At 46.4% G+C, this 15,874-nt stretch carries 15 protein-coding genes; 5 read left to right on the top strand and 10 right to left on the bottom strand.

What is annotated here, in order from left to right; translation table 11 throughout:
• Positions 1-28 precede the first annotated feature (28 nt).
• Together TREAZ_RS01740 and TREAZ_RS01735 are read left to right on the top strand one after the other, a co-directional pair.
• Entirely contained in the window at positions 29-553 is a 525-nt protein-coding gene (locus TREAZ_RS01740; RefSeq protein ID WP_015710067.1) for a nitroreductase family protein, read from the top strand.
• Between the two features lie 202 nt (positions 554-755).
• Positions 756-1,517, top strand: a complete 762-nt coding sequence (locus TREAZ_RS01735; protein WP_015710066.1) for a DeoR/GlpR family DNA-binding transcription regulator — start codon at positions 756-758, stop codon at positions 1,515-1,517.
• A gap of 2 nt (positions 1,518-1,519) precedes the next feature.
• Here TREAZ_RS01735 and TREAZ_RS01730 read toward each other — a convergent pair whose 3' ends face one another.
• Positions 1,520-2,620 (bottom strand): endonuclease/exonuclease/phosphatase family protein, encoded by a 1,101-nt coding sequence (locus TREAZ_RS01730; protein ID WP_015710065.1) that lies wholly within the window; start codon positions 2,618-2,620, stop codon positions 1,520-1,522.
• Positions 2,621-2,747: 127 nt separating this feature from the next.
• On the opposite strand from TREAZ_RS01730, the gene TREAZ_RS01725 reads away from it, so the two are divergent.
• Entirely contained in the window at positions 2,748-4,133 is a 1,386-nt protein-coding gene (locus TREAZ_RS01725) for a sedoheptulokinase (protein WP_015710064.1), read from the top strand.
• On the opposite strand, the gene TREAZ_RS01720 is transcribed toward TREAZ_RS01725, so the two are convergent.
• The gene (locus TREAZ_RS01720) at positions 4,130-5,845 is read right to left on the bottom strand and encodes an ATP-binding protein (RefSeq protein WP_015710063.1); all 1,716 of its coding nucleotides are present in this window, start codon (positions 5,843-5,845) and stop codon (positions 4,130-4,132) included. The genes TREAZ_RS01725 and TREAZ_RS01720 overlap by 4 nt on opposite strands.
• A 278-nt stretch (positions 5,846-6,123) precedes the next feature.
• On the opposite strand from TREAZ_RS01720, the gene TREAZ_RS01715 reads away from it, so the two are divergent.
• On the top strand, positions 6,124-7,779 hold the full coding sequence (locus tag TREAZ_RS01715; protein ID WP_043923222.1) for a hypothetical protein: 1,656 nt from the start codon (positions 6,124-6,126) through the stop codon (positions 7,777-7,779).
• A gap of 12 nt (positions 7,780-7,791) precedes the next feature.
• Here TREAZ_RS01715 and TREAZ_RS18595 read toward each other — a convergent pair whose 3' ends face one another.
• The 4 genes from TREAZ_RS18595 to TREAZ_RS01700 form a co-directional block, all read right to left on the bottom strand.
• Positions 7,792-7,917, bottom strand: coding sequence for a hypothetical protein (locus TREAZ_RS18595; RefSeq protein ID WP_280990958.1), 126 nt, complete (start codon positions 7,915-7,917; stop codon positions 7,792-7,794).
• A 173-nt stretch (positions 7,918-8,090) separates the two neighbouring features.
• A complete protein-coding gene (locus tag TREAZ_RS01710; RefSeq protein ID WP_015710059.1) occupies positions 8,091-9,932 on the bottom strand; it encodes a DUF262 domain-containing protein in 1,842 nt (613 codons plus the stop codon).
• Positions 9,922-11,277, bottom strand: coding sequence for a DUF262 domain-containing protein (locus tag TREAZ_RS01705; protein WP_015710058.1), 1,356 nt, complete (start codon positions 11,275-11,277; stop codon positions 9,922-9,924). Before TREAZ_RS01705 ends, TREAZ_RS01710 begins: the two co-directional genes overlap by 11 nt.
• 277 nt (positions 11,278-11,554) lie before the next feature.
• Positions 11,555-11,737, bottom strand: a complete 183-nt coding sequence (locus TREAZ_RS01700; protein ID WP_052297623.1) for a hypothetical protein — start codon at positions 11,735-11,737, stop codon at positions 11,555-11,557.
• A gap of 239 nt (positions 11,738-11,976) precedes the next feature.
• Here TREAZ_RS01700 and TREAZ_RS01695 point away from each other — a divergent pair, with 239 nt between their 5' ends.
• Positions 11,977-12,819: an ADP-ribosylglycohydrolase family protein gene (locus tag TREAZ_RS01695; RefSeq protein ID WP_015710056.1), complete on the top strand. Its 843-nt coding sequence runs from the start codon at positions 11,977-11,979 to the stop codon at positions 12,817-12,819.
• Between the two features lie 33 nt (positions 12,820-12,852).
• Here TREAZ_RS01695 and TREAZ_RS01690 read toward each other — a convergent pair whose 3' ends face one another.
• From TREAZ_RS01690 to TREAZ_RS01675, 4 genes are read right to left on the bottom strand one after another with little or no spacing between them, the layout of a single operon-like run.
• On the bottom strand, positions 12,853-13,143 hold the full coding sequence (locus tag TREAZ_RS01690) for a hypothetical protein (RefSeq protein WP_015710055.1): 291 nt from the start codon (positions 13,141-13,143) through the stop codon (positions 12,853-12,855).
• Positions 13,127-13,663: a signal peptidase II gene (gene lspA / locus TREAZ_RS01685; RefSeq protein WP_015710054.1), complete on the bottom strand. Its 537-nt coding sequence runs from the start codon at positions 13,661-13,663 to the stop codon at positions 13,127-13,129. The genes TREAZ_RS01690 and lspA overlap by 17 nt, the downstream gene beginning before the upstream one ends.
• A 13-nt stretch (positions 13,664-13,676) precedes the next feature.
• Complete coding sequence (locus TREAZ_RS01680; RefSeq protein WP_015710053.1) at positions 13,677-14,447, bottom strand: Nif3-like dinuclear metal center hexameric protein; 771 nt, start codon at positions 14,445-14,447, stop codon at positions 13,677-13,679.
• Positions 14,448-14,454: 7 nt separating this feature from the next.
• A complete protein-coding gene (locus TREAZ_RS01675) occupies positions 14,455-15,858 on the bottom strand; it encodes a hypothetical protein (RefSeq protein WP_148257633.1) in 1,404 nt (467 codons plus the stop codon).
• Between the last annotated feature and the right edge of the window lie 16 nt (positions 15,859-15,874).

Here is a 15,874-nt window from a genome sequence, read left to right as displayed (position 1 = left end):
TTTATTATTCATATATAAGGAGTAGGAAATGAGCAAAAACACATTAGAAGATCTGAAAAAACGCCGGAGCATACGTGCCTATAAGCTGGGCCAGATAAAAGACAAGGAACTCGATGCGGTTCTCGAAGCCGGAACCTGGGCGCCCACAGGCATGGGCTGCCAGGGAGTCGTCATAGTAGCGGTCCAAAAAGCCGAAGTAATCGCCAAAATCCAGAAGCTCAACGCCGATGTGCTCAAGGATCCCAAGGCCGAACCCTTCTATAAGGCCCCCACGGTGCTGAATATCTTCGTGGACAAGACCAAACCCACCCCGATTGAGAATGGCAACCTGGTAATCGGTAACATTTTGAACGCCGCAGCCGCGCTGGACCTCGGAGCATGCTATATTTACCGGGCAAAAGAGGTGTTTTCGAGCAAAGACGGCAAGGCCCTGGTGAAAGAATGGGGACTTTCGGCCGATTATGAGGCTGTGGGCCACGTGCTCTTGGGCTATGCCAACGAAAAACCCGAGGCAAAACCCCGAAAAACCGACTATATCATCAAAATTAAGTAAAAAACCGCATTTTTTGCTTAGTAGACCCAGTTTTCAGCCGGCAGGTGGATTTTCTCCTCCAAGATTCCACTTGCCGGCTTTTGTCTGCCCTAAAGCCAGCCCAGGCCCAAATTGAAAAAAATTTCAAAAAAATGCAGTTCATTTGAAAAAATTTCTTGACTATTTTAATAATATTAGTATTTTATAGGTAAGAGGTTTTAGAATGATAGAAAGACATACCAAGATTCTGGAAGCGCTGGCAAAACAGCCGCGCATCGAAGTAGTGGTGCTCGCCGCGATGCTGGGAGTTTCCCAGGTGACGATACGCAAGGACCTGAATTACCTTCAAGATCAGGGCTTCATCAAACGCGAGCATGGATTTGCCAGCCTGGATTCAGTGGATGGCGTGGGGAAGCGTCTCGCCTTCCATTACGGCGTTAAGCACCGTATAGCCCAGGAAGCCGCCAAGACCGTGGAGGACGGCGAAACCGTGATGATAGAATCCGGTTCTTGCTGCGCCCTTTTGGCAGAAGAACTGACCACCACCAAGCGGGATATCACCATCATTACCAATTCGGTGTTCCTCGCAAACCACGTGCGCTACGCACCCTTCGGGAAAATCATCCTTCTGGGCGGCTATTACCAGAGCGATTCACAGGTGCTGGTAGGTTCCATTACCCGCAAGTGCGCAGAGATCTTTTCTTCGGATAAATTCTTCATCGGCGCCGACGGCTTCAACGAGAAGCTGGGCTTCACCGGAAAGGATCACCATCGCGCCCAGACCGTCAGGGCTTTAGCCGAACAGGCTTCCCAGGTCATCGTGCTCACCGAGTCGGACAAGTTCCTCACCTCGGGGGTTGTGGGCCTCATGGATTCGGCAGAGGTCGCCGAAGTCTACACGGACGACAAGATCCCCCAGGAGAAGGAAGCCTTCCTCCGGCAGAGGAATGTGGCGATCCACAAAGTGCTTTCAGATGCCGCGTAATTTTACCGCGAATCATCCGCCTTTCGCAGAAAAAGCGCGAGAGGCAGATGATCGCTCATCCCTATCCCGCTTTTAGGATTATAAGAAGCAGGGATACCCGATTCATTTGCAAAGGGCTGCTGGTTTACCACCTTTGCGGTATCAAAATCCCAACCCCTGCCATTAAACAGTTCTGCGCTTAACAGAAAATGATCGATGGTCTCCCAATTGTTTTTATAATAGTAGGAACCATCCTCAAGCTCCCTGCCCCAGGGAGTATACAGGCAAGGGATCCGGGGATTGAAATACCTGGCCCTGGGCGGCTTCTCTCCGCTGAGCACAAGAAAATCCAGGCTGTTTAAGCCGCCCGCAAGTTCCGCAGCCTTCGGATCATCCGGTAGCAATGCGCTTAATGACACTCCCGCCTGCCGGTAAAATTCATCATGGTTCTCATTCAAATCCCCCATCACCACGACAGGCAGCCCTGGTTCATCCTTATGCAGTTCTTCAAGCCTCCGTTTGATCACCTTCGCCGAAGACCGCCTCAACGCTTCGGTAGCCTCATCCCCGCCCAGCTTCGACTTCCAATGGCAGACAAAAAACACCAGCCCTTCCCCCTCCTTTTCCACCCGCAGCTCCAGCACCGGCCTCGGCGTAGTCTCGCCATTCACCGTAATGGAATGCACCTTGACCTCAGTCAGGGGGAACCGGCTCAAAGCCCCGACCCCCAATGACGACCCCGGCGCATTCCCAAAGAACATATACTTATACCCATACTTTGAAAGCGCCCCATTGGCCAAATCCTCCAGAACCCCTGAATTCTCAAGCTCCACAAGCCCAATCAGGTCCGGAACTCCGGTTTCCGCCAGCCCACCCAGGGCCTTTGAAATTGAAAGGATGCGGGCATCATACTTCTCCCTGTTCCACCCCGCAGAAGGCAAGTATTCGCCATATTCGAAACCATCCACCTTCCAATCGAAAAGCGCCTGCACGTTCCACGAAACCGCGATAAACGCTTTTTCCTTTTCAGTGGCGCCCTCCCCGTCAGTGCCTGGCACCACACGGCAAGCCCCCAGGATCGCCGCCATCAAAACAAACCCAAAAAAACGCGTAGCATATTTCATTGCGTCCTCCTATACCCTATATGGCATCAGGATGCGGGGCGCTTCATTTTTTCCTGCGTTTTTTCCGAAAAATAAAATATAATTGCTCCTCTGGCAAATATATCCTGTTTTCTATATCCTAAGACCCATGTTTGCCGCCGGAATAGACATAGGAACCACCAACCTGGAACTGTCCCTTGTTTCCCTGGACAGCTGCCGTATCGTGGAACGCCGGTCTGCGCCGGTTAAACGTGTGGCCACCTGTGATCCCTACGCCTTTTTGCAAGACGCCGCCGGTGTCCTTGAATCTGTCGAAGAAATGCTCGCTTCCATAAAGCAGCCCATTGGTTCCATCGGGATCACCGGCCAGGTTCACGGGATAGTCTACACCGACGATAACGGGAAGCCTCTCTCGCCCCTCTATGGCTGGCTCGATCGGCATGGCACCGAAGATTTCCGGGGTTCCACGCCTCAAAAAATACTGGCGGAAAAAACCGGCGTCACCCTTCCTGCGGGTTATGGTCTGCTCACCCATTATGCAAACCGCCTTTTCCATCGCGTGCCGGAGGGCGCAGCCCGCTTTACAGGCATCAATGAATTGGTCGCAGGGTTCCTGGCAAGAAAGCCCCTGGATGCGGCGGATGCAAGCGATCTCGCTTGTTTCGGCGGCTTTGACCCGGCAGCGGAGACACAGAACACACGCCTCTTGGAAGAAGTGATGCCGTCCCCTCTGCCAAAATTTCTTGGCTTGGCAAAGCCTTTCAGCCTTGCGGGAACAACCCGTTCTTCGATACCGGTGGCTGTCCCTGTGGGCGACAACCAGACTGCCTTTTTCGGCCTCCTCTCAAAACCCGAAGAATCCTGCCTTGTCAGCATTGGCACATCAGGGCAAATATCGGTGTATTCAAAAACCCCTTCATGCCCCAATACCATGGAGCTGCGCCCCTTCATTATGCCGGGCTATCTCCAGGTAGGCGCCACTCTTTGCGCAGGCAAAGCCTACGAAGTGCTGGCATCCCTTTTCCGGGAGGCTATCAGCCGGTACGCAGCCTCGGCAAAGCTCCCGCTTGATATTGATGATGGCGCAATATTCGACATGATGAAAGGCGCAGCGCGGGAAATCCTAAAGGAGAACCCCGGCGCCGCTTCCCTCGTATTCGACACCGCAATCAACGGCACCCGCAGGGATAATGCGCGGCGCGGCAGCATTGCCAATATAACCCTGGATAACTTCAATGTGGGGAACCTCGTGCTTGGAGGCATAGACGGCATAGTGCGGGAATTGGCGGACTTCAGAAAAGATCTGGGCCCTGCCTTTGACCCGATAAAATCTGTGGTGGTTGCAGGCAGCGCGGTACGGAAAAACGATCTTTTTATACGTGCATTGGAACGCCAATTCGATCTTGAAATTAAAATCCCGCCCTTTGACGGCGGGGCTGCCTTGGGGGCTGCCCTTATCGGCGCAGTGGCCGGCAAGCTTATTGCCCTCGGCGAATGCCCCGCCATCATCGAAAGGTTCTGGGAAAAGGACTAAGCGATAAACCCAATGACATTGGGGTTCTCCTTCACCAGGACTTCTTCTTTGCAGGACGCAATGAGATCGTCAAGGGAAGGGGCGGCATCGTCCAGAATCATGTCTACAGTACGCTTGCGGGATATATTCTCGATTTGACCGCCCGAAAAGTCGAAGCGGGAGGAAAGTTCCTTCGCCTCGTTTTCGGCGAGGTCGGGCATCAGGGATTGCCAGATGGACTGGCGCACTTCAAGGCCGGGTTTCTCGAATTCAATCTTGTAGAGGAAGCGCCGCTCAAAAGCCTTGTCCATATTCCGGGTCAGGTTCGTGGTGGCGATGAGTATGCCCGAGAGGTTTTCGAGTTCCTGCAGTATAATGTTCTGCATGGTGTTTTCCATGCGATCCACCGCATGGCTTGACGCGCCGAATTCCATGCGTTTCCCGATGATTGCGTCGGCCTCATTAAAGAGGAGTATGGGGGCGATGTCGCTGGCAGAGACCGCAGTGCGGTAGTTGTCGAAAACCGCCTTCATGTGCTTTTCGGTTTCTCCCACGTACATGTCCTTAATCGAGGAAATGTCCACCACCATGATGCTGCGATGGGTCTCCCTGGCTATCTGGTAAACCGTCTCGGTCTTGCCTGTGCCCGGGCTGCCCGAAAAAAGGCAGGCGAAACCTTTCCTCATACCGTTGCCGCTGAGCTTCTCCTGGATATTTTTGAAGTTCTCTTCCTTAAGAAGCGAAACAAGCCGTGCTATCTCGCGGTTTTCCTTCTCGTTGAAGAAGAGCTTTTTCTCGGTTATGCTCTCCCAGAGCAAAAGGCCCTTGCGCCGCTTTACCTGCCTTTCCTTGAGGTCAATTTCGGCGAGCATTTCGTTTTTGGAAAAATCCGAAAGCTTGAAGGCTTCGCGGTTCACGTAGCCGTCGCAGTTGGTGTTCTCGATGAATTTCGCGCAAATAAGGGTATGGTCGCCCTCCCTGAACTGGCGGGAAATTGCGCGGGCATGGGACTTCTTGTCAAAGATGAATTCGAAATCGTGAAAGCCTATGTTGTCATCGCAGTTGTTGACATAGAGGTGGCAGAAGCAGAGAAGGAGCCGCGCATCCTCGTCGCAGAGCTTATAGCTCGCAAGCTTCCCGCAGAAGAGGAGATGCATGTTATTATCAACAATAGTTTTAAGTTCATTGTTGAACCCCTCCTGGCTAAGATCCCCATCGTTCTGGGCATCGAAGATATCTTCAAGGTCGCTGAAGAATTCATCGATGGTGAGATCTTTTTTGACCTCTGCAGCAAGATCCTCATCCCGCCTTATCGCATTCACGACATCGGCGGGAATGCGGTAGGCTTTGCCTTCCCGTCCTCTGCGCAGGGGGATTATGAGCCTCTTCTTCTGCAGCGTCTCAAGGTCATTCATGTAGCGGAGGAGTTTGATTGGGGTGCACCTGAAAAGGTTCGCCAGATCCTCCTCGTCCAGGGCGGAAGCATTAAACCTGCTAAAGAGCATGGCAAACAAAACCATCTGCATAGGCGTCACGTTGAGCCGCTCTGCCGCGAGGTTGACGACGGGAAAAGCCTTTTGAAAAAGCAGATCGCTTATCCCTATGGCCTCAGTGTAATCGATGATCTTCTCCATCAGGTCCAGCATGGACAGGCGTTCCGGCGCCATTTCTTCGGCGCTGTACTCAAGGGGCATCTGGCCCTTGGCGAGTTCCATTTCTGCAAAGTCCGGCATACTTCCTCCTGTGGTGTAAAACGGTATTATATATATACAGACACAATGGGAAAAAATTCCACTTTTTTTTGCATTGTGGCAGCGAATATCTCTTGCGGATTTGGGCTTTTGGAGATTTGGGAGAAAACCGATGAATTCGGGGCAAACAAACAATGTTCGTCAATTCCTGATATAAAGGGCTTTTTTGATCATTGTTTTTTATATAATATTGTATAATAGTTTTAGAAACAATGGATAAGGCATTGGAGGATATTTAAAACATGGCCCAGGACAATAACATGTTTCAAGGGGAAATGGACCCGGAAATCGCCGCATTGCTCGGAACCGAGGCAAAACCCAAGGCCTCCGCAGGGAGCTTCGCTGGAAGTCCGGGCGCGCCGGCAACGGATTTTGCCTCTGTTTTTGATGACAACCTTGAAGGCGGCGAAGCCCCCTCCGGGGACATAGATCTCACCATAGCCAGCTTCCCGGAGATTACCAAACGCTTCGAAAGCATCCCTATCGAGGCTTTCAATGACCCGAATTACTATAAAGTGGCCCTTTCGGGCGAGGGGGACATAGCCCAAAGGGTGCATGGGATACTTCAAAAGTACCTTAATGCCAAAGACCCCAAGGATAAGGGCGTCTTCCGCCAGCAGTTCATTCTGGCCTACTGGGACTTCCTCATCAATGTAGCCCGCAAAGCGCCTGGCAAGCTTCCCGATCCCAAAAAATACCTGCTTCGTTTCAGCATACTCCACCCCACCTTTTTGGATGGGGAAAACCGCGCCCTTTTTGCCAAGTTTGTGGTAAACGACTACCTTAAAGAGCCTGTGTATTACCTTGACGAATGGTTCAAGGCCGTGGGAACCGGGACAGTCCGCAATTCCTCCACCGACGAGGTCAGGGTAGCTAAAAGCAATAGCGCCATAAGGATCCAGCAGCTCCTCGAAAAAGCCCAGGGCAAACTCGACGGGGCCAGAAGCCTCCTCAAAGCCAAGGACGAGGAGCGCACCAACCAGGAAAAAATCCTTGCCGACTCCGTCCAGCTCATCTTCGAGCACTTCCCCCTGGACGGCTTTCGGGATATCTCAGCCTGTTACAGCGAATCCCAGAAACGGGTCTTTGGCGAAATAATGGAAATACTTAAAAACCTCCTCAAAGTTGACCACGACCTCGATCTCTTCCTCAAGGAATATTATCAGGCCGAGCAGGATGTCAAAACCCTGCAGGACAAAGTCGAAGAAGAAGGCGGCGGCATAACTGTCGATGTCAAAGCAGTGGACACAGAATTCGAAACCATCAAGCAGATGGCCAAAATGACCATAGGCCGCCAGGGCAACCACTTCCCCATACTTACCAGCGAGTACTTCCACTGCATGCCCAACGACATCGGCTACCGCGAAAACGTCATCAGCGTCATGGCCTGGATAGAAAGCATAGACGCCGAAGCCTTCTGCCGTTTCCACAGGAACCGCCTCAACCGCATCATCCCTTACGTGGTGCTGCTCCCCACCTACGGCGATTCCGGCATGTGCTGGGAACCCTTCGACCGCTATAACCGTGCAACAAGCCGGGGCCGCATAGTCGTCCCCATGTACTCCAAGAACCTCCAGACCGCCATGCTTTCCGCAGTCGGCGATCTCCGCTGGCAGGTCGCCAAGGAAAAGGCTTCCCGTTTCTGGATGGAAGACGGCCTCACCGGCGCCTACTACCAGTGGTTCCAAAAAATGAAACTCAAGGGCGACGTTAAGGAAGCCTTTATATCAGACTACATAACCTGGATGCTCAAAGAAAGCGAAGGCACCCAAAAACTTGACAAGGAATTGCGCGGAGTTTTCTGGCGCCACATGCCCTTCACCAAGCCCATCAAGGAAAAGCTCAAAAACCGCAGCTATGTGTATCAGGATTTGTTCCAGAGGGATGTGAACAGGTCGATGTCGGACGGGTATTGATAAGGAGAAGAATCAAGAGGGGGAGCACATACTCGGCATATCCCAGCGTCTGTGGGCTATGGTGTAAACCGCATTGACGCTGCTCCCCCTGCCTACAGCCTCCTCGTCGCCTTCGGCTCCTGCGGTGGCTTCCGGCACCCCTACTCTGGGTTGGGGTGGTTTTGGTGCCGGATATTGGAGAGACGAATGGGATAAATATGAACAAAAAATAATATACTTTAATGCCCCTAAAAATGTTTCAAAAATATTATGCAAGGTGAAATAACTGATGTTACCGCCTCCTGTCTATCAAATATATTAAATGTTTTTTGTTACCAATCTATCAGATTCCTTATTTCTTCTTTGTGTTTTTCAATTTGAGATTGTTCCCATTTGTCGTCTTCAAAACTTTCAAACATTATTAATCGTTTTAGACTTGAATTGTCACTTTCAAAAGATTTCTTTTTAGCAATAGGCATATCTTTATTACCTTGTGAATTCTGAGAAGACGAAATTAAACAAAGATTCCCAATGCAATTCAAGCAATCATAAGCCACATTAAAGTCATTTGACTTCGCTTGAGGAAAAAGATGTTCTTTTGAACTAAGCTGCCTAAATTTGAATGTATTAAATAAACTCCTTTTCTTAAAAATTTTTTGTTTGAGTTCAAGCAATGGTTCCTGATATTGATAATTACCTTCTTTACTTTGAACTTCTGTTATATATAACTTCCACAGCAGAAAATCAATAAAATATAAATTAAAAATACTTATATCGGGATATGATAGATTATTTGAATCAAATTTGTTTTCTGCAATTGCCAAAATATTCAAAGTGTATTTTACGACATCCTCTTGACCCTCAAAAAAGAAAAGATACTTATTAAGAATCTCGTACAGCCAAGTATTATAAGTATTTGTAGAATCCGAATAATATAACATCACTTGTAGTTTTACCAGTTCATCGTCATCGTCAAATGTTTTAATAGTTCCGTCAAAAGAAGAATTTGATTTTCTTATTCCCCAATTTTGTTTGTTATCATCGGCATCTGATAAATCCTGTTTTATTATGTATTTATCAAATAGTATCCTGCATTTCAATAAATTTGTAATGAAATCTATAGAAAAATTTAACTCCGACAAATATTTTTGAAATTGTTCCAACAACTTTTTATCATCAAGGGAAATATCAGGGTATCGTAACTTCAGAACTTGTAATAAAAAATTAGGAAAGTCAATGATTGACTTGTATTTTTCTTTCGTATATTTTTCTTTTTTTGGAAAATCATTTGGAATAGTATGGTATAACAAAATATCTGATAACGAATTATCTTTATCCTCATTATTTTGATTTATCTCTATGCTATCAAAGTCAATTTTATCTATTTCAATATTTCCATTAATACCAAAAAGAGAGTTGAGGTTAAAACACACATAATCGCCCATATCGGAGCAGGCATCCCAAATTGCCGCAAATTTATATTGTGCATTTTTTGTTTTTTCAATCTCTTTTTGCCCTTTTTCATCACTTATTTCAATTTTCTCCATCAAAAGAGCTTTTATAATTTCGTGTTTTTCTAACTGTTCGCCTCGATTATTCATGATTTCAAAATAGTGGTTTAAATCGGTATCGTACGGAACTTCTACACGGAACAGTTTCACATTATTATAAAAATATTTTGCAAAATTCAAAATATTATCCTCTCCTACTTGCATTCTTAACTCGTCCCTAATTATATCTACCGCAGATTTCATATTTCCAATACCATCAATATTTAATGTGTCCAAATTTTCAAAATTCTGATATATTGCTTCCAAGAATCTTTGTGTGTTTTTTCGAGAGTCAAATTTTAATTTTAATGCATCGACATTATCAATTTGTGAATTTTTATAATTTTTAAGGACAATGTTTATTAAGGTCAACGTAGTATGCCGTTGTTGCCCGTCAATCAATTCAAAAGTTCCGTCTTTGTCTTCTCTTTTGAAACAGACTAACGAACCCAAATAATATGTCTTTGATTCATCATAGGTTTGCATATTAAAAAATTCTACTATATCCTTTATTAGTTGTGATATTTCCTGTTTTCCCCAATCGTAGTTACGCTGGTAAATGGGAATAACGTAATTGTTATTCGACAAAATATCTTTTACGCTATGTGCTTTTTCATCTGCCATTTTCTTCCTCTTTTGAGCTAATAAAGTTTTTTATAGGTTCAATTCCTTTTACAAAATCTAGTTCGTCTATTTTATTTTTTCTGAATTGATATTTATTTAATTGTTCAGGCATTACGGCATCACCTATTTCTCTGACAATTTTTTTAACGTCACTATTAAGAATGGTTTCCATCCGTATCGATTTATACTTACATCTAATCAGATAAACAATCTTGTAGAATGCTTCGAAGTACACATTAAAGTCTGTAATTTCGCCAAACTTATCAACGAAAGACAAAACAATATTTTCGTACAAATTTTTTACTTTTTCATCGCCTGAACGCCCAGCGCCTATATATTCATTAGGTTCTTTTTCTGGTTTATAATCTGAGTTTCCCAAACAATAAAATTGATGAAATCTATAAAAATCAGTTGTATCGTTTTTAACCAAATTGTCTTTTAAGCTAATATAATAATCTACATATTCAAAAAATCGTTTCCCATTTATTATAGTCATTGTTATTGAGAATGGGTAAGTTTGGGCAACATCTAAATTCATTAATAGTTTGTCTTTTTGAGCATTTTCTACCAAGCCGTCTAACATTCTTAATGCTTTTTCATAGGGATACTCCTGATTTTTGTACAAAGAGATACCTTTAAACTCATCAATTTCGTCTTTGGTAAAATTATATTTATTATCATTCTTACTCCATTTGCGGATACGAAATAGATGATTACCAAGTATTGTTTTTAAACTTCCATTGTCGATAGACTTTTCCCAGCGTTTCACACAAGCTGCTTTTTCTTCTTCTGTTTCAAATTCCATTTCACGCAGATGAAATGCTTTAAGCAGATCGTATGGCTTTAATGATTGCCCCCTTGCATTTTGCGAGTCAAACAATTGAAATGCTTCGTCTTCTTTATACACGGTAAAAAGCACAAATTCACATTTTTCGAGAATTGTGTTTTTGACAAAGTTTTTATCAATAATTTTTGAGGACCAATTATCAATAATTCGTTTGTTGTAAAAAATGTTATCTTTTGAAATCTTGTGCTTGAACTTTTGTTTTAACAGCAATCCGCTAAAACTTATATCCAAACAATTCAACAGTATTGAGATTGTCGTTAATCGTTGCTGACCATCAACAATATTTTGTTTCTTTTCTTTGTCTTCGTGCAAAATAATATTGCCAATTCTGTAAATTCTTTTATTTTGAATTACATTCTCAAAAATATCGTCCAATAAATGAATCACATTATTTGATTGCCATTTATACGGACGTTGATATGGTGGAATTATCAATTCTGTATTTATCAAATCTCTCAATTTGACTATTGCTTGTACCGGATTCTTATTTTCTTCCATGCTTTCTCCAAATAGCGCTTCGTTTTAAGACATTACGTATTCCGCTCCACAATCAAGTCTATCACCGCAGCTTCATCAATTCTACCCTCTGTAAACCCAAGGCCAAGCTTAATCAGTTCCTCATTGGCGCAATGGACGGGTATACCATTAACATCAAAAAACCAGCATTCCCATAACTTGTTCGATGGTAACACGCTTCATTTGAGCCGGGACCGACCTTACTTAGCCAGTTCCTGGAAGGCTGGAAGGTGGTGGGCTATCAAATTCCGGGCTGATTTCATGACTTCTGCATTGGTTGCAGTTTCTTCCCCCCAACCTGAGCAAAGTCCAGTATGATATAATGGGGCATATTGTCTTTCATTACCACAGTGCTGCCAATTCTGTCCACCATTTCGGCAATGTTTGGGAAATTCTGGCTCACCTCATCGTAAGTGACCCTGTTTTCTTGTGTTATTGTCATAATAAACCTCCCCCTCTTTATAATATATCATACTTCCCCTGGTTTCAACGAACGTGAGAGCGATTAATAAGTGAATTTGTAAATGTTTTTCAGCTATGTCAGTCTGTGACATACCTCTGTAGTATTATGGTAGGCAAGAAGCAATGCTTAACCACCGTTAAGCTGCCTGATATTAAGGAGTAGAGAAGAATGGATAAAGGAAACCGTAGTAGATTATCAGGAATCAGGAGGAAATAATTATGTATGGTTCTATTATTGGTGATATATGCGGTTCCATATATGAATGGAATAATCATGTAACAGATAGGCCGCATGAGATTGAATTGATAAATCAAAAATGTTATTACACCGATGATACGATATTAACACTTGCAATAGCGAACGCTGTATTAAGCAACTATCATTACCAAGATTCATTGTTGATATGGACAAAGAAATATCCGAATTGTGGATATGGGGGGAAATTTAGAAATTGGTTTAATCAAAATTCCCCCAAACCATACAATAGTTATGGCAATGGTTCAGCTATGAGAGTAGGCTCTATCGGTTGGTGTTTTGATACTTTAGAAGAAACTTTAACCGAAGCGAGGAAATCTGCCCAGATTACCCATAATCATAAAGAAGGCATGAAGGGAGCAATGGCTATTGCGTCTGCAATCTACCTTGCTCGCAATGGCAAAACTAAAAATGAAATTAAAGAATACATTGAAGGTGAATTCAAATATAAATTGGGCAAAGATTTATCTAAATTAAGAAAGACATATAGATTTGGTGGAAAACTGAATACATGCCAAGGTACTGTACCAGAGGCGATAATGGCATTTCTGGAAAGCACTGATTTTGAAAATTCTATTCAAATTGCCATCTCGTTAGGCGGGGACTCTGATACCCTGGCCTGTATTACGGGCAGTATCGCAGAGGCTTTTTATAAAAATATTCCTTTGCCGTTTATTGACTTTGTAAACAGCAAATTAGAAGATGACATGAAAGAACTATTAAGAAAATTCTATGAAAAATATTTGAAAAATTACGATTTGGAATATTATACTTTTAAAAAGAATCAATTGGATATGTATATATAACAATACAATGAAAAAGGAGAATCGTTTTCCCCCCTAATCCCTCCTCGCCGGCGGCCTTCTATGCCCAAAAATTGGGTCGAAGTGCTTTTCCATATCCACCTTCTTCATAATCTGTTTAAGTACCAGGCGGTAAATCACGAATGAGAGGGCGATGGCGCCAATGAAGATGACGGGGAAGCCCCAGGCTGCTGTGGTTTCGGGCAGCAGGGGCAGGATGAGCCTTGCGTAGAGGATCAGCAGCGCAACAAAGCAAACGACGGTTACCAGGATGTTAAAGGCAGTGGCCCCCAGGATAAACCAGAGGGTATTAGTTTTCTTGCTCATTGTGAACCTCTTTAGGGCTAATTAAAATTGTTACGAGTAATACGATGCAGCAGACCACTACGCTGGCATCGGCAATGTTAAATGTGGGCCATCGCTCCATGCCAAGAAGTCCGAAAAACTTTACGCTGACAAAATCGACTACCCCTTCGGGCCGGAAAATCCTGTCGATGATGTTCCCTGCGCCGCCGCCTATGATGCCCGCCACAGCCCAACGCTGGGGGGTGCGGAAATCGGGGGATTTGAAATAATACCATAGGAGAAAACCCAGCACGACAATGGGCAGCACTACGAACAGGGCGGGCCGCAGCGATTCGGGCAGGTTATGGCCAAGGCTGAATGCAATGGCCCTGTTCCGCACATGCCAAAACTGGACGAGGCCGTTGCTAAAAAGGTCCTTTATAAAAGTCCCTTCCCCGGGCCAGTTCTTGACGATGAAGCCCTTTACCAGCTGGTCCGCCAAAATGATAAGGGCAGTGAGGGTAAAGGGCAGGCATTTTTGCTTGTCGAAAATGATCTTCATTGGAGTCACTATATCATAAACCGGTTGGAATGTCGATGAATTCTGTTTCCAAATTGAGTTCAGAGGAGCAAAGCTCCATCATCCGGCGCACCCCCCATACCTCGGTGGAATAATGCCCCCCGGCAATCAGGTTAAGGCCCGCTTCCATGGCGTGGTGGTATATTGTGTGGGAGCTTTCCCCGGTTACATAGAGGTCCACACCTTCGTCTATGGCCTGAAAAGCTTCGATAGCGGCGCCGCCGGAAATTACCGCGCAGGTCAGGCTCTCTTCTTTCCCAAAGGGATAAACCCCCAGGGGGGGCCTGCCCATAAAGGTGATGCGTATGACTGCCTCGTCGATAGTGAGCGGTTTTTTAAGCTTCCCCTTATAGCCTATCTTCTTCCCGTGGTAGAGGCCGAAGGGCTCAGGGTCCTCTATCCCCAAAAGTTCAGCCAAAGCGCCATTGTTCCCCAGGCTGGGATGATGATCCAGGGGAAGATGGACCGCATAGAGGGCTATATTGCGATCAAAAAGGAATTTGACCCGCTCCCTGTGCCCTCCGGCCAGGCGCAGGGGCTGGCCCCAAAAAAGGCCGTGGTGCACAAAGACCATTCCCGCCTTAAGGGCTGCCGCCCGCCTTAAGGTCTCGAGGCTTGCATCCACCGCGAAGGCTATCTTCGTTATTTCGTCCCCATTGTTATCAACCTGCAGGCCGTTGAGGGAGCTGTCGGCAGGCAGAAAGCCTTCGATATCAAGCTTGCTGCGGAAAAAGGAGTCCAGTTTGGCTGTGGTCATAGCGTTCATTGTTCTATCATAAACCAAGATTGGGCAGAGTCCAAGAGTGGGGTTCTATATGCACATCCTTGGGGAGGGCTATTTTCCGGAGCGGGTTTGCTATGCCATCGGCATCCAGTACCAGGGCTGCGAAATTCGCGATTATCTGGGCTGTCCCGTTCGCAAAATCAGCATCCCGCCAAACTTCCTTTCCCCTGCCCCGGTAAAGAAGGGACAGCACGGGATAGCGGGAAGGGAAACCTGCATAATCCAGGGGGCCTGCCCCGTCGGCAACAGCCAGGGCGGAGGGCTCCCGGCAGGATCGCAAGGCGCTGTAAACTGCAGCGTACTGCCCGTCCTTGCCCTGGGCTGTCAGGGCCTTGTCGGACATCATAAAAAGCATAGGGAAATTCACCCTGGGGGTTTCGCCCAAGCCAGCGATCTTTTTTGGCTTTAGACCCGCAAACCAGTGGCCTATCCCGGTTTTTACCGATAAAAACCAGCCCGAATCGGGGGGCAGGGGGTTAAAAACCCGCTCTTCCTCCCGGAAAAGCGACCAAAGGGGGCTTTCCATTGCCAAAAGGCCTTTTACCTCGGGGTTATTCCGCGTAAATTCAGGGTTTCCGCCAAGCAAAACAAGGGCAGAGCCTGAGGCATCATAACCTCCTATGAAAATTTGACCTGCTGAAGCACGATCAGAGAGCCGTAAGCCCTCCCCGATTGAGGGGTTTTGCTTAACAAGGCCCAAAATTGATAGAATTTCCCCTTTGCGCCTTTCCTCAAAGGCCCTGCCTTTGGCATTGGCCGATGCCCGCTTCATGCCTGCGGTAAATGCGCGGAAATGCCCCAGCCATTCAGCAGGCGAATCAAGGCCCCTGGGGATATATGTAAGCACCGCAAAGCCCCTGTCTCGCGAAGCTTTGGCCACCGCATCAAGGGCCCTGGCGCCGAAAACCGGGGGCGCCAGCACCAGAAGGGGCCTCGCCGTTCGAAAGCCGGATTCGCCATCGCTGTATAAACGCGCATTAAAAGCCTTGCTGCCTTCCTTTAAAATGAAGGAATAGACCCCTTCGGTATTGTCTTCTGCATCATCATAGGGCGAAAACCAGAAGGCGGGGAACAGGGCCAAGGCCAGGATTATAAGGCCCAAAGGGGTGAAGATGCGGTGTTTCCTGGGAAAGTCATCAAATCCGGCACTGCTGCGGAAGGCGATCATGACAGGAATATGGAAAATTGTCATTATCCCGGCCAGGAGAAGAAGGGGAATGGCTTCGGGTCTGAATCCATAAGCAAAAAAAAGGCCAATGGAGAGGATAAAAGCTGTCAGAGGCAGCCAAACAATGCCGGTTTGGGGCTCTAATTTCTTAACCTTGGACCTGATCAGGGGCAAAAAGAGGAAAAGGGCAATAAAAAACTCAGGTATCCAGATTTCCTGCATCATTTGCCAGTATATACTT

The sequence above is a fragment of the Leadbettera azotonutricia ZAS-9 genome (assembly GCF_000214355.1).
GTDB lineage: Bacteria > Spirochaetota > Spirochaetia > Treponematales > Breznakiellaceae > Leadbettera > Leadbettera azotonutricia.
The sequence above is the reverse complement of the archived record's forward strand: the minus strand, read 5'-3'. Positions and strand labels throughout refer to the sequence as shown.

Excerpts from the sequence above, each read along its gene's own strand:
- TREAZ_RS01740 (WP_015710067.1), top strand. The coding sequence starts at position 29 with ATGAGCAAAAACACATTAGAAGATCTGAAAAAACGCCGGAGCATACGT.
- TREAZ_RS01735 (WP_015710066.1), top strand. The coding sequence starts at position 756 with ATGATAGAAAGACATACCAAGATTCTGGAAGCGCTGGCAAAACAGCCG.
- TREAZ_RS01730 (WP_015710065.1), bottom strand. The coding sequence starts at position 2,620 with ATGAAATATGCTACGCGTTTTTTTGGGTTTGTTTTGATGGCGGCGATC.
- TREAZ_RS01725 (WP_015710064.1), top strand. The coding sequence starts at position 2,748 with ATGTTTGCCGCCGGAATAGACATAGGAACCACCAACCTGGAACTGTCC.
- TREAZ_RS01720 (WP_015710063.1), bottom strand. The coding sequence starts at position 5,845 with ATGCCGGACTTTGCAGAAATGGAACTCGCCAAGGGCCAGATGCCCCTT.
- TREAZ_RS01715 (WP_043923222.1), top strand. The coding sequence starts at position 6,124 with ATGTTTCAAGGGGAAATGGACCCGGAAATCGCCGCATTGCTCGGAACC.
- TREAZ_RS01710 (WP_015710059.1), bottom strand. The coding sequence starts at position 9,932 with ATGGCAGATGAAAAAGCACATAGCGTAAAAGATATTTTGTCGAATAAC.
- TREAZ_RS01705 (WP_015710058.1), bottom strand. The coding sequence starts at position 11,277 with ATGGAAGAAAATAAGAATCCGGTACAAGCAATAGTCAAATTGAGAGAT.
- TREAZ_RS01700 (WP_052297623.1), bottom strand. The coding sequence starts at position 11,737 with ATGACAATAACACAAGAAAACAGGGTCACTTACGATGAGGTGAGCCAG.
- TREAZ_RS01695 (WP_015710056.1), top strand. The coding sequence starts at position 11,977 with ATGTATGGTTCTATTATTGGTGATATATGCGGTTCCATATATGAATGG.
- TREAZ_RS01690 (WP_015710055.1), bottom strand. The coding sequence starts at position 13,143 with ATGAGCAAGAAAACTAATACCCTCTGGTTTATCCTGGGGGCCACTGCC.
- lspA (WP_015710054.1), bottom strand. The coding sequence starts at position 13,663 with ATGAAGATCATTTTCGACAAGCAAAAATGCCTGCCCTTTACCCTCACT.
- TREAZ_RS01680 (WP_015710053.1), bottom strand. The coding sequence starts at position 14,447 with ATGAACGCTATGACCACAGCCAAACTGGACTCCTTTTTCCGCAGCAAG.
- TREAZ_RS01675 (WP_148257633.1), bottom strand. The coding sequence starts at position 15,858 with ATGATGCAGGAAATCTGGATACCTGAGTTTTTTATTGCCCTTTTCCTC.